General features: G+C 45.9%; 10 protein-coding genes. 3 read left to right on the top strand and 7 right to left on the bottom strand.

Annotated elements, in window-relative coordinates; translation table 11 throughout:
- Nucleotides 1-4 precede the first annotated feature (4 nt).
- The 6 genes from F551_RS0113645 to F551_RS16755 form a co-directional block, all read right to left on the bottom strand.
- Entirely contained in the window at nt 5-373 is a 369-nt protein-coding gene (locus tag F551_RS0113645; protein ID WP_018998077.1) for a hypothetical protein, read from the bottom strand.
- 63 nt (nt 374-436) lie between these two features.
- Complete coding sequence (locus tag F551_RS0113640) at nt 437-1,282, bottom strand: universal stress protein (RefSeq protein WP_018998076.1); 846 nt, start codon at nt 1,280-1,282, stop codon at nt 437-439.
- Between the two features lie 199 nt (nt 1,283-1,481).
- The gene (locus tag F551_RS0113635; RefSeq protein WP_018998075.1) at nt 1,482-3,689 is read right to left on the bottom strand and encodes a 3-hydroxyacyl-CoA dehydrogenase NAD-binding domain-containing protein; all 2,208 of its coding nucleotides are present in this window, start codon (nt 3,687-3,689) and stop codon (nt 1,482-1,484) included.
- A gap of 13 nt (nt 3,690-3,702) precedes the next feature.
- A complete protein-coding gene (locus F551_RS0113630) occupies nt 3,703-4,905 on the bottom strand; it encodes an acetyl-CoA C-acetyltransferase (protein WP_018998074.1) in 1,203 nt (400 codons plus the stop codon).
- 84 nt (nt 4,906-4,989) lie between these two features.
- Nucleotides 4,990-6,771, bottom strand: coding sequence for an acyl-CoA dehydrogenase C-terminal domain-containing protein (locus F551_RS0113625; RefSeq protein ID WP_018998073.1), 1,782 nt, complete (start codon nt 6,769-6,771; stop codon nt 4,990-4,992).
- 54 nt (nt 6,772-6,825) lie between these two features.
- Nucleotides 6,826-7,266, bottom strand: coding sequence for a MerR family transcriptional regulator (locus F551_RS16755; protein ID WP_018998072.1), 441 nt, complete (start codon nt 7,264-7,266; stop codon nt 6,826-6,828).
- A gap of 309 nt (nt 7,267-7,575) precedes the next feature.
- Here F551_RS16755 and F551_RS0113615 point away from each other — a divergent pair, with 309 nt between their 5' ends.
- From F551_RS0113615 to F551_RS0113605, 3 genes are all read left to right on the top strand, one after another.
- Nucleotides 7,576-11,607 (top strand): peptidoglycan-binding protein, encoded by a 4,032-nt coding sequence (locus tag F551_RS0113615; protein WP_018998071.1) that lies wholly within the window; start codon nt 7,576-7,578, stop codon nt 11,605-11,607.
- Nucleotides 11,608-11,755: 148 nt separating this feature from the next.
- Complete coding sequence (locus F551_RS0113610; RefSeq protein WP_018998070.1) at nt 11,756-12,676, top strand: sulfite exporter TauE/SafE family protein; 921 nt, start codon at nt 11,756-11,758, stop codon at nt 12,674-12,676.
- On the top strand, nt 12,676-13,431 hold the full coding sequence (locus F551_RS0113605; RefSeq protein ID WP_018998069.1) for a TIGR02186 family protein: 756 nt from the start codon (nt 12,676-12,678) through the stop codon (nt 13,429-13,431). Before F551_RS0113610 ends, F551_RS0113605 begins: the two co-directional genes overlap by 1 nt.
- On the opposite strand, the gene F551_RS0113600 is transcribed toward F551_RS0113605, so the two are convergent.
- Nucleotides 13,428-14,369 carry a succinylglutamate desuccinylase/aspartoacylase family protein gene (locus F551_RS0113600; RefSeq protein WP_018998068.1) on the bottom strand — a complete coding sequence of 314 codons (942 nt, stop codon included), beginning with the start codon at nt 14,367-14,369 and terminating at the stop codon, nt 13,428-13,430. The genes F551_RS0113605 and F551_RS0113600 overlap by 4 nt on opposite strands.
- Nucleotides 14,370-14,458 lie beyond the last annotated feature (89 nt).

The following is a 14,458-nucleotide window of genomic DNA, read 5'->3' as shown; positions in this document are numbered from 1 at the left end:
CCAGCTAAACGGGAGAAACTTCCGAAATAATGTAAGTCAACGCTTCCTCCGCATGGTGGCGCACGGACATATACTCTCCTTGGATAAACACATGGTCTCCCAATCTATGCGCCGCTTCATCGGGCCCTTCGCTTTCCTCATCATAGTGAAAGAACCAGTGAGAGCCGCGGTGAGTTAGAAGGCCGTCTGCTTTTTCTGCATCATCCGGGTGAAAACGAAGAACTGTACAATCAGTTTTCTTTTCTCTCCACTCTTCGATATCCAAGTGGTTCTCTCCATTTAATGGAGCGATAATTGTGTATCCCTGGTGCATGTCTCCATCTGGAAATCCGGGATTTCTAGCGAGACGCAAAATGATGCGGTTTAGTGCCATGGAAATTCTCCTAAGATGTATTTCAGATTTGTGTATTGAGAACCTAATCCTCAATGAAATCGTTCAGTGAGCTATTGCGAGTGCTGGCCCGTGGTCTGCTCGCAATAGAGTTCGGCTCACTCCACCAAATATCATTTCTTCGACGCGAGAATGTCCAAATGCACCTGCTACCAAAATTCCCGCATTTTCTTCCTCAGCGAGCTTCAATAACCCGTCTGCAATTCCACCCGAAAACTCTCTAACCGTTGTTGGAATATTCCGGACTTCAAGCCATTGACGAACCACGCTCGTATCCTCTGGACCGTTTTGGTCTTGAGGGTCAATTCGCTCTGAGTTTTGAGCAATGATCACGCGATCCGCACTACAAATTACTCTCTCATGCAATGCTATTGCTCTGGCTGCTTCAGGGCTTCCATCCCATGCTATGACAACTGTTGAAAGATCTGGGTCTTTGTTAGTGCCAGCTATGATAACTGGCTGACGCCTAGACATGAGCGTATACTCAAATGCAGAACCATACGGACCACTTGCCCGCCCACAATCATGCGGAAAAACTAAGGCGGCAGATAAAATCGCAGCAGCTCCAAATTCCTGCTCAGGCAATCCCTCAATATGACGCACTTCTGCTTTGTCTGAATTTATACTCTCATCATTACAGACTGTATTAAACTCTGCTTCCAGCTTTTCTCTTGTCTGTTTTTGCGCATCAGCAACACCTCGAATAACTTGAGAGCTGCTTGGCATGTACAGCCCAACACCAGCCCCCGTCATAAGCAGCGATCCAGCAGGATCAGGCATTGCTGAGACGCCCACAATTTTTGTATCCAATCTCTTGCTTAATCGGCAAGCGAATACAGTGGCTTCCGCCATTGATTCAGCGCCTTCGGTTAGGGTTAAAAATACACTCATGATACACCCTCCAGTTCTGCAATTTGGATCTAATTAAACAATATCCCTTGTTTAATTGTGGATTAAACCACACATATCACCCAATGAAAAACTGGCGCATTGTCGCATTAAACTCAGAAACAAAAAAACCGAGTGATCCAACAGGACCACTCGGCTCTTTGATACTCTGAGAAGAGTATGCGGGGATGCTGGAAACTAACTAGTGACCAGCGGGAGGAAACCTTTGGTAGAATGTCTCACCCTTTTCAGCCATTTCACGAAGCATGGCACCCGGGCGGAAACGCTCACCATAAGCATCTGCCAAACGGTCTGCTTCAGCAACAAATGCGGCAACACCCCATTTCAGATCGATGTATGAAACTGTTCCACCTGTGTAAGGCGCAAAGCCCCAAGCGAGGATAGAACCAACATCACCATCACGCGCATCTGTGATCACGCCTTCTTCGAAACAGCGAGCCACTTCGATACCCTGACGAATAAGAAGACGCTTGATAAGCTCTTCACGTTCTTCAAGTGAAACCTCAGTTGTTTTCACTTCGATACGCTCAGACAAACCTTTCCAAATTTCTGACGGCTTACCTTTTTCGTTGTAATCGTAATAACCTTGACCAGCTTTACGACCAACACGGCCTTTTTCTTCAACGATCCATGCTGTTAGCGCGCCAAGAGGGTCTGCCTCATAATCAACACCTTCAGCGGCAGCCATTTGGCGACCAATCTTCAGACCAGTATCAAGACCAACACTATCAGAAACTTCCAATGGCCCCATTGGCATTCCAGACTGACGACCGAGGTTTTCAATGATAGCAGGTGCAATACCCTCGCTTAACATTGTAATACCTTCATGCGTGTATGTACTGAAACAGCGTGATGTATAGAAACCACGGAAGTCATTTACAGCGATAGGTGTTTTTCTAATCTTCAACACATAGTCCATCGCCTTAGCGAGTGTCTCTTGAGACGTCTTCTCTCCCATAATGATTTCAACAAGACCCATTTTCTCAACTGGAGAGAAGAAGTGGATACCGATGAAATTGTCTGGACGATCAGAAGCTTCAGCAAGACCTGTGATTGGAAGCGTAGAAGTGTTTGACCCCATTACAGCTGTATCAGCTATTTGAGCTTCACATTTCTTTGTGATTTCAGCTTTCAATTCCGGGTTCTCGAATACCGCTTCGATAATCAAGTCAGAACCATTGAGCTGATCATAATCTGTTGTAGGTGTAATCAATCCAAGAAGAGCATCTGCTTTTTCTTGTGTCATCTTACCGCGCTTAACAGCTTTATCGACGATGCGCTTAGAATAATCCTTACCGCGATCAGCTGACTCTTGGCTTACGTCTACAAGAACTGTCGGAATACCCGCAGCAGCTTGTACATAAGCAATACCAGCCCCCATCAATCCAGCACCCACGACACCAACTTTGTTGATTTCGTACTTTGGGACACCTTCAGGACGTGATGCACCTTTAGAAAGATCCTGCAGAGATTGGAACAATGTGCGTACCATGCCCTGCGCTTCAGGTGTTGCTACCGTTTTTGCGAAATAGCGACTTTCAACCTTTAGACCTAAATCAAGCGGAAGCTGAAGCCCTTCATACACACAAGAAAGAATGTTCTTTTGTGCTGGGTAGTTACCGTGTGTCTCTTTCACGATCATGGCATTACCCATCATCAATACTTGAGTCGCACCCGGGTGCTGGTTTGGCACTCCACCAGGAACTCTGAATTTATCTTGGTCCCATGGCGCTTTTGCATTCGGGTTAGCAAGCACCCATTCAGTTGCTTTTTCAACAAGCTCAGCAGTTGGTGCAGTCGCGTGACATACTCCCATTGCCACTGCTTCTTGAGCTTTCATTCCCTTACCTTGTAATAGGTATGGAGCAGCGGCTTGAATACCCATCAAACGAGGCAGACGCTGTGTACCACCACCACCAGGTAGAAGACCGATTTTACCTTCAGGAAGCGCAAGACGAAGCTTTGGCTGATCATCTGCAACAATGCGGTAGTGACAAGCTAGTGCAAGCTCCAATCCACCACCCATGGCAAGACCATTGATTGCAATAGCAACCGGCTTACCGCATGTTTCCATTTCACGGAAAAGCTTGTTGATGCCGAATGCGAGGTTGAAGACCTCTTCTTTTTCAGCAGGAGTTTCAGCCTTTTGTGCCAACGCCAAAAGACCTGTCATTTCACCAAGATCTGCTCCGGCACAGAAACCGGATTTCTTACCCGAAGTGAAAACCAAACCTTTAATAGCTTCGTTTTCAATTACTTCTTTTACAATAGCTGCAATATCTTCATTTGCAGCTTTTGTAAGTGTGTTCATGGAACGCTCTGGTGCATCAAATTTAGCTAGAGCTACGCCGTTATCGCCTACTTCAAAGGAGAATTGTGTAAGGTTCATATCGTGTCCTCCCTTATACGCGTTCAATTAGTGTAGCAGTACCCATTCCGGCACCGATACATAGAGTTACTAGAGCAGTTTCTTTGTCAGAACGCTCAAGCTCATCAACCATTGTTCCAAGGATCATCGCACCAGTCGCACCTAGTGGGTGGCCCATTGCGATCGCACCACCGTTCACATTCATTTTGTCGTGTGGAATGTCAAAGTGCTGCATCATACGCAGAACAACAGCAGCAAATGCTTCATTCAACTCGATAAGATCGATGTCTTTAATGTCCATCTTCATCTTACCAAGAAGCTTTTCAGTCACATCTACAGGACCAGTCAGCATAATTGTTGGCTCAGAACCGACAGAACAGAAACCTTTAATGCGCGCACGTGGTTTTAGACCCAGGCGCTCACCCATTTCTTTGTTACCAATTAGAACACCAGCTGCACCATCCACAATACCGGAAGAGTTACCAGCGTGGTGAACATGGTTCATTTTTTCAATTTCTGGATAACGAGTTAGTGCAACTGCATCAAAGCCCATCTCACCCATCATTTGGAAACTTGGGTTCAATCCAGCTAATGCTTGCATGTCTGCGCTTGGACGCATGTGCTCATCGTGATCAAGCAAGATGCCGCCCATTTGGTCTTTTACTGGAATAATAGACTTGGAGAAACGTCCCTCTTCCCATGATTTTGCTGCACGTTTCTGACTTTCAACAGCATATGCGTCACAGTCATCACGAGAGAAGCCGTGCTTCGTTGCAATGATATCTGCGGATACACCTTGTGGTACGAAACGCGTGTTGATGGCAGAAGTAGGATCCACCGGCCAAGCACCACCATTTGATCCCATAGGGACACGTGACATGGCTTCAACACCACCACCAATGGCCATTTCAGCTTCACCTGTCATAACCTTTGCAGCGGCCATGTTACAAGCTTCTAGGCCAGATGCACAGAAACGGTCGATTTGTACACCAGCAACCTTTTGGTCATATCCAGCATTCATCACCGCGATACGTGCAATATCAGATCCTTGCTCACCAATAGGTGCAACACACCCAAGGATAGCATCATCAACTTTTGAAGTGTCCAAGTTATTACGGTCACGAAGTGCTTCTAGAACCTGCGTTGCTAGAGAAAGAGATGTTGTCTCATGAAGAGAACCATTCTTGCCCTTGCCACGCGGCGTTCTCACCGCATCAAATATATATGCATCATGCATTCTTGTTTTCTCCCGTGTGTGGCGGCAGGTCCGCCACGAATTAGAAGTCTAAAATCGGTAGACGTTTATTATTTTATTCTTCAATTAGAACTGTGCTTCATCCAAAAGGAATAATGGCTCAGCACCTGTTTTAACTTTTACAAGATGTGCAGCTACGTCAGGCAACATACGCTCTACAAAATAACGGCCGGTAGCCAATTTTTCTGTGTAAAAGTCGTCGCCTGAATCTTTCTTGGCAAGTGCAACCTTAGCCATGCGTGCCCACATGTATGCAAATGTTGTGTAACCAAAAATGTGCAAGAAATCGTGAGAAGCTGCGGCAGCATTATCTGGGTTTGTCATACCATTCTGCATCAACCACATAGTCGCTTCCTGAAGCTGACCTTTAGTTATTTTCAAAGCGTCAATAAATAGCTTCATTTCTTCAGTGTCATTCTCTGCGATAAATGCATCCATTTCCGCATTGAATGTCATAATTGCGCGTCCGCCTTTAGACGGCAATTTACGACCGACAAGATCAAGCGCCTGAACACCATTCGTGCCTTCATAAATCAGGGCGATACGACAATCGCGAACAAATTGCTCCATGCCCCACTCTTTTGTGAAGCCTGAGCCACCGTGAATTTGCATCGCGTCGATACATCCCTTTAGACCTTTGTCTGTAAGGAAGGCTTTCACAACAGGTGTTAGGAGCCCCATGTAATCTGACGCTTTTTCGCGTGTTTTTTCATCTTCAGCGCGGTGCTCAAGATCGTTGTACAAAGACGTCCACAATGAGAATGCACGAGCGCCCTCATTGAAAGCTTTCTGATCCATCAACATACGGCGCACGTCTGGGTGCACAATCACGGGATCAGCTACCTTTTCAGGTGCTTTTGGGCCGGACACTGAACGACTTTGCAAACGGTCTTTCGCGAAATCTACGGCGTTTTGGTAAGATATTTCTGACTGGGCGAGACCTTGAACACCAACTCCTAAACGCGCTGCGTTCATCATAACGAACATTGTGCGCATACCTTTGTTAGGTTCACCAACAAGGTAACCTGTTGCGCCATCATAGTTCATTACACATGTTGCGTTTCCGTGGATACCCATCTTCTCTTCAAGACCACCACAGCCACATGCATTGCGTTCACCTGGATTGCCATCTTCATCCAAAACGAATTTTGGAACGATGAACAAGGACACGCCCTTAATACCTTCAGGCGCACCTTCTATTTTCGCAAGAACAAGATGAATGATGTTGTCGGTGAAGTCATTCTCTCCACCAGAAATCCAAATTTTCTGACCAGAAATTTTATATGTTCCATCAGCTTGAGGAACAGCTTTGGTTTTCATCAAACCAAGATCAGTACCACAGTGTGGTTCTGTCAGGTTCATTGTTCCTGCCCACTCGCCGGATACCATTTTAGGAACGTAAGTTTCTTTTTGCTCCTGAGAAGCTCCAGCCAAAATTGCTGAGTAAGCTCCGTGAGTTAGCCCCGGGTACATTGCAAAAGCCATGTTGGCGGATGACATCATCTCACTAATGGCAGAATCCAATACGTGAGGAAGGCCCTGTCCGCCAAATTCGGTGTCTGCAGACAACCCTGTCCACCCACCTTCTGCCATAGCTTTATATGCTTCTGGGAATCCATCAGGCGTCTTCACACTTCCATCTGAATGACGAACTACACCTTGCTGATCACCTACCATGTTAAGCGGGTGAAGAACCTCTTTGGCAAACTTTGCACCTTCATTCAAAATGGCATCTACCAAATCTTCAGATAGCTCTGAAAATCCTGACAAATTATTGTATGAATTAATATCCAAAACTTCATTTAGAATAAAGCGCATGTCGCGCACGGGGGCATCATAACGAGGCATATTGGGTCACCTGTATTAGAAAAAAATTTCTGGTTAATCTACTATTTTGACTGACTATTCAGCAGCTTTAGGCGCTGAATTGGACGAATTGAAAATTCTATCACGCTCTTGTCTCAATGTTTCTTGGCTAGGTTTTGCCAAATGATCATCGATAACTTTCATGTGATCTTTTATTTGCGCCAAAGCACCATCAATATCGCTACGTTGCTTTTCCAATTTCACAACCTGAGCCTGATATCTCTCTAACATACGTTCCATCTGAACGCGAGGACCTTCGAGGTTATATACATCTAACAACTCTCGAATTTCGGCTAAAGAAAATCCGATATTTTTACCTTGCAGGATAAGCTGTAAACGCCCACGGTCTTTGTAGGAATAAACGCGATGCATGCCATTTCTTGTAGGATGCAAAAGATCTTTATCTTCATAAAAACGAAGTGCCCGCGGAGTAACTTCGAACTCTTTCGCCAGCTCACCAATACTGTAAGAACGCATGATTTTTCTCCCGATAAAATACCACTTTTATTGTTGGCTTTTGATCATGAATACACCTTACCCTTACGTCAACGTCAAGTATTTTTTGTTTATATGCGAAATAAATTTAATAAACATACGAAACAAAACTATTTCACCCACGAAATAGTTTTATCAAAAAAACACCTATGTCGAAGTGAACACTGAAATTTTTGCCTAGTTAAGAATTCTATTAACCACCCTTTAAGCAAAAACACCGCATTGAATAGATTGGGTATAATTTGTCGGAGTACATTAACTCCGCGTTAGTAAAAGAGACTGGAGCCAAGGATGGGGCATGCACCTTGGAGCGTTAAAGGGATAGATCCTAAAGCTCGCGCAAAAGCACGCGAACACGCTCAACGAGACGGCATTACTCTAGGAAGTTATTTGAACCGCCTTCTATTAGAAGATAGCGGCTCTAAAGACGAACCGTCTAACTCTCCTCTCAACCCAATTCTTCGCGGTGAAGCTCAACCAGAGCGCGTCAGTGAAGTTGCAAATACCCTTGAAGAAATATCTCGCCGCATGAATGCTGGTGAAAACCGTTCCACACAGGCGCTGGCTGGTGTGGATCAATCCATGCTGACCCTTTTGAACCGCTTGGAATCAAACGAACGTTCGACCGCAGGTATAGCAAACCGCTTTGATGGTGCACTGAATGACATGCGTGCAACTCAGGCGTCTTTAGAAGAACGCTTGGACTCAGTTAGTCGCAAAGACAATTCCCGTCGTATGCTAGATGCAATGCGCGCGTTGGAAGGTGCCCTCACCAAGCTAGCCAAACAAGTTCACGACACCAAAGACGAAGTTGCTGAAGATCAAGACAATCTCAGAAATGAATTAAGTCGCGGTGTTACGCATTTATCAAATGAAGTAGATGGCATTTCGCGCCGTATGGATGATGCTGTCACCAACGCAACAAACAGAATAGACCGCGATGTAAAAGATCGCTTTGGCTCTATCGAGAACCGTCTCAATGAGAGCAATCGTAAAAGCGATGACACTTCTTCGCGACTTGATCGTTTCGAACGTTCAACAGAAGACCGTCTACGAGATGCATTGGGTCGCACAGAAAATGCACTTGATTTAGCACGTACACAATCACGTAAAGCAGAAGAACGCTTCAACACAATTGAAGATAAGATCAGCGACACGCAGCGCAAAGCCGATTCAGCCCTGCAAACCTCGCAAAATTCTTTTAATGATCTTCGTGACAGCTTAAAGTCATTTGCTTCTCACACAGACAACAAACTGGATGAAGCGCTTTCAACTGCCGACGCAGCTTTATCAGCTAGCAAACAATCTTCAGCGGACATTGCAGAAGAAGTTGCCAAGCGTAACAAAGAGCTATCAGACAAATTATTTGGCAGCATTAATGACGTCGAAGAACGCATCAACACCGCGCAACAAAACGTTACGTCCATGTTTGCCAAAGTGTCGGATGTAGATGCACGTATTGAAAAAACGGCTCGTTCAACCCAAAACTCAGATGAAGCACTAGCGACACTACAAGCAGCTGTTGAGCGTATCAATGAACGCTTTACAGAAGCGGAAACCAACAAAGTTTCTGCGATTTCTGATTTAGAAAAATCATACTCTTCTTTAGACGAACGTTTAGAAGAAGTTCAGCAGAAGGTCGGCGAATCCACTGATATTCGCAAGGAGTTCGAAGAAAAACTCTCTGAGATTGCCAGTGACTTTTCAAAAACTATAGAAGACACGAATTCAGCTGTAGACCAACGCATCGAAGCCGCCACAAAAGGCGTTGAAGCCGGTGCAGTCGATGCATTGCAAAAGCAAATTGATTCAATGCAGTCAGATATTGCTGCGGCTGAAGAACGCCAATTAAATGCTGTTGAACTTATCTCTGGACAGTTTGAACGTTTATCCGAAGCACTAGATCAACGTCTTCAGGGTGTAGAAGATCGAGGTGCCTCTGATGGCGCAGTGGAAGACTTACGTGAAGAATTAGAACGCACGACTTCTCTGATCAGCGAACGTTTGAACGCTGTCGAAGAAACAAAATCTTCTCAAATGGGGACCCTTGCAGAGCAAGTTGGTAAAATCGCAGCGCACATGGAAGAGCGCCTAGAAGAAACCAACGCCAAAATCGACGACACTGAACGTCGTAGCGCCGAAGCCATTGAGCAAGTAGGCGAGCACGTTGCCCGCGCCACCGAACGACTACAGGCACGCAATGAAGAAGCCTTTGAAAACATCAATAATAAGATTGATGAAGTTTCTTCTTCAACTCGCCAACATCTTTCTTCTACGATGGAAGAGATCGAACAGCGTTTGAAAGCAGCTAGAGAAGAAGCTGCTCACATTGTATCTCCGGTTCAAAACACGGTGTCTTCATTGGCGCAAAAAGTAGATAATTTGTCTGCCACAGAAATCATCTCTGATGACGAAGACCTAGCAACAGACATTGCACCTCCTCCTCTGCCTCAATCGGAACAAGAAGATATCTTTGCGACTGATGATGGCATAGTTGATGATTTCATTGAACCGCAACAGCAAGAAACAGATGAAACGCCAAGCCTTCTTGATGAATTTGTTGAAGACATAGTATCCCCTCCTGTATTTGAGACAGAAACTCCTGCGGAAGAAGATATTGATGTTTCAGAAGTTCAATCAGATGAAGAAGAGATCAACGATTCAGATATTGCTGACATAGCATTCAATGCACGCAAAGAGTTTGCTGCTGAGCTAGCCGAGCAACGCGCAGAATTAGAAGCCGAAGCTGAACTATTCAAACAGAATGACGAAGCAATTGCCGAAATCATCAACAAAGCAGATGGCCCTCAAATTGATGAAAGCGTTGAAGATAGTCTGTTTGAGAGTGATGCAGAAACAGACGCATTCACGTCTTCACTCGAACTAGAATATGAAACAGAATTACCTGCTGAAAACGCATTTAATCCTAGACGCTCGGATGTTGGATTGGACGATGATCCATTTGCCCGGGCGAGCACTAACAATTCAGAATTTCTGGTTGGTGCAAGACAAGCTGCAAAAGAACGCGGTGCTGATAACAGAATAAAATTAAAAAGTGCCGATGACCGGAAAAACGGCAAGCTTCCGATGGTTGCCGCCGGTGTGTTAGCGGCTGCTGTTGTCGGTGGCGCAGGCATGGTCGCTATGCGTGGCAAACATGTCAGTGCAGATGATGGCATGTCAGTTACACCTCCAAAGTTTAATCCTGATGCCACACAGGCTGGCGCAACTAATGAAGATGAAGACACTCTCTTCGATGCAAAGGAAGAAGCTGCAGAGTTGCACACTTCCAATGAACGAGGTCAGCAAATGGGCAATGCAAATGCGCACGTCGACGAACAAGTTCTCTTTCCAGAAGATGCAAGGATCCTAACGTCTGAGAATTTCAAAGCTGCCGAAACAACTTCCGGTGTTGTAGAAGCGGGCTCAATTGAAACACCGAAAAGAGTTTCTGCACTGGATGCTTTCGCCTCTTCACGATCAACTCCACCAGAAACATCAGCTGCACCTCAAGAACCTAAAATTTCACTTGAAGCAGCAGCAGAAAATGGTTCTGCGATTGCCCAACACGAACTCGCAATCAAGCAATTGGCGTCTGGCGAAAAGCGTGTGGCAGCTGAAACAATGCGTAAAGCTGCTGATCAAGGATTGGCCGCCGCACAATATCGTATGGGTAAACTTTATGAACGCGGCGAAGGTGTTCCGCGCTCGATCAAAGAAAGCCGTAAATGGACCACGCTTGCAGCTGAAAATGGCAATGTGAAAGCAATGCACGATTTAGCTGTGTTTTATGCTGAAGGTGAAGGCGGCGATCAATCATTCCTAGCTGGTGTCGAATGGTTCACACGCGCCGCAGACTATGGCTTGATCGACAGTCAATACAATCTTGGTGTCCTCTATGAACAAGGTCTAGGCGTTTCACAAGATTTGGCAAAAGCAGCTTATTGGTTTGAGATTTCGGGTAAAAATGGTGATGCAGACGGCAACCGCCGCGCCCGTGATATTCTCAACAAACTTCCAACAGCTGAAGCAAACAAAATCAGTGCAGAGGCTAACGCGTTTTCACCAAGACAAGTAAGCGGTGCTGCAAATGGGAAATTTGGTCAACAACCATGGAGCGCTTCGCTGAAAACACAGATCAGTGAAGTTCAGAGTCTGCTTGCTCAAATTTCTGGTGCATCACTAACAGCAGATGGTGTAATGGGCCCCAATACACGCAACGCGATTCGTGAATTTGAACGCAGCAATGGCCTAATTCCTACTGGTGAAGTCTCCGAAGCGCTGCTTCGCAAACTACGCTCTGCGGCACGAAATGGCTCTTAACGGCAAAATTCCAGTCGTTAATTGGAAACCAAGTACAAATATTTCCATTATTGGATGGAAGCTTGCCTCCCATGGGGTTTTCATTCGGAGCTGCAAGTTCTATCCATAGAATAGAAGTTTTTATGTAACGCTCCTTATCGGAGGACCAATGCAGATACACCTGCCCATTGCAGAATTAGCCGTTGATCCCTTTGTGATCATCGCCATTGGAACGGGTGTCGGGTTTGTATCAGGTCTCTTTGGAGTTGGTGGCGGCTTCTTGCTTACTCCATTATTGATGTTTGCAGGCGTACCTGCTGCTATTGCAGTGTCCACTCAAGCCAACCAGGTTCTGGCCACCTCAATCGCCGGCGCATCCTCTCATTGGAAAAACCGTGCAGTTGATATGCGCTTGGGATACTTCATGATGGGTGGCGGACTTGCTGGCTCAGCTCTAGGTGTCTGGGTATTCAAGCTGTTACGCGCAGCTGGAAATATCGATGAATTTATCGCTATTTCATATGTTGTGTTTCTCGGCATTGTTGGCGGACTTATGTTCTGGGAAAGCATAGGCCCTGCACTTGGTAAAAATGGTGATGGCAATAAAGACCCCAAACGCCGCAGTGCAATGCGTGCTTGGACGCGTGTTATGCCTTTCAAAAGACGTTTTCCGCGGTCTGGCCTGTATATCAGCATGCTTCCCCCGATTATCATCGGTTTTGTAGTTGGATTTCTTGCTGCAGTATTGGGCGTTGGTGGAGGGTTTATCCTTGCGCCCGCCATGGTGTATTTATTGGGCGTACCTACCCGCGTCATGATTGGGACATCGCTTTTCCAAATCATCTTCCTGACAGCATTTGTGACCTTCCTCCAAGCAGCTGTAAACCAAACGGTTGATTTAGTGCTAGCGGCTGTTCTGATGTCTGGCGGCGTTATCGGCGCAAAGCTTGGAGCCGCAACAGGGCAATACCTTAACGCAGCTCAATTGCGTTTCCTTCTTGCGCTTGTGGTGCTCGCGATGGGCGGTAAACTTGCGTATGATCTGATATTCGGAACAAGCGCCGAATTTGCACTGGAGGCACTGAAATAATGCGTGCCTTCACTCTCTTTATTTTAATATCCCTCATGAGCTTGAACGGATACACCCAAAGTCCCTCTCCTCCATCTGAGCGCCCGCATTTATCCGCAGCATTAGCAGAAGCTGAAATCGAAGTTGACGTTGATTTTTCAGGAACCCGTATCACGCTCTTTGCAGTTTCAGATCAATGGGAAAACCCTGATATTGGGTTTGCGGTGGCATTGGTTGGTCCGCACCGCCCCTATGCGGTAACTCGTACCGTAAAGAAAGAAAAAGAACGCTTTGAGTTTATCTCTGCACCTGCAGTACTTGCTGTGGCTGCAGAAAAATCACTGGATGAAATTGGGTCCGCAGAAGCATTAATTCTAGCAGGTATCAACCCCCGCTATAGTGCAATGCCCCGACCAGAAAACATCAATGACCCCAAGCTGGATTTATGGCGACAGGCTTTTGCTGAACTCAAAGCACAGGATGGATTATTCCATACACATGAATCCGGTTTGGAACGTTTAGATGGTGGCCTAATCCGCGCCGATATTGATCTTCCCGCCGCCGCCCCACCCGGCGAATATGACGTCCGGATATTCCTATTTAAAGAAGGTGTTCTCCTGGCAGAAGCTGAAACTCCACTAGAATTGAGACGAGAAGGGATGGAATACACACTCTTCAACATGTCTCGCAACCACCCTATTCTATATGGTTTACTAGCGGTGCTTCTAGGTTGCTGTGTGGGTATTGGGGCTGCGGTATTTGGTGGTCGCCGTTAGACGTTATCCAATCGCTTTGACGGTCGAGCCAATGTAATTATGGACTCACCGATTTGAGGCGAAGCTTTAGGAAACATAGCAATCACTCCATCTTGATCTAGTGAAAAATCCTTTCCACCAACCTTCAAGATAGGTTCCCCTTTTGGCAGCACATCAAAGTTCTCAATTGTATCATTGATAAGACCATCATCCTCATGGGATTTTATGATCACTTGATAAAGCTCATAACAATCAAACCCACCTTCAACTTTTGGAATCTCTCCTTCGATCATTCCAAGCCCGACAAGCGCTCCCTCGATCGCACTAACTCCATTCGAAATGCAATCTTCCGCTTCATGCTGCCCACACTCGACGGTGCATGCATAACCTCCCGCATTACGCATGTACTCCGTCATGCCAACGCTTTTTTCCAGCGCAGGGAAAGGGTCATCCGTTTTACCATTTGATGCATTGAAAGCCGAAAGCGCACAATTGTATGAACCAAGCCAGCCATGCAGCACGCGCTTAATACCAACTGAGGCACCAAAGGCTGTCTCAGCAATTTCATGAGAGAACGGCTCCAAACCGCCTGAATTATCTTTTGGCCCCAAAAGAGCAAACGCACCATCACCCTTTCTGAAGCTATGAAGGTCAAGCAATACATCATGCGCTTCAAGCAAAGCTCTAACCTCTGGCACAATCTTATGCTCACTTAATTCGCCTAACTCTTCGGCTCCCATGCAACGATTAAGATCAACATCGACAAAGCGCGTATTTTGAGCACGCGCGGCTTCATTTACGACAGGAACAAAAGTGACCCGTCCTTTTTTCAATATTCGATCCCAATTTTCCAAAAAGCTTCCTATGGAGTCTGGTCCGGCACGTTCATCTCCATGCACTGCCCCAGTCACAACTAACGCTGGACCATCAATGCCGGAATCAAACTCAAACTTTTCCATAACTTGCCTTACTTAAACATCATTTTTATCATTCGGCGGGACGTTATTTTCTCAAGCAGAAAAAGGCAATGCAGCGATACTTAGAAGTC

The organism is Hirschia maritima DSM 19733, assembly GCF_000378345.1.
In the GTDB taxonomy this organism is placed as follows: Bacteria; Pseudomonadota; Alphaproteobacteria; order Caulobacterales; family Hyphomonadaceae; genus Hirschia; species Hirschia maritima.
Note: the sequence above shows the minus strand (reverse complement) of the source record. Positions and strands in the feature narration are given on the sequence as shown.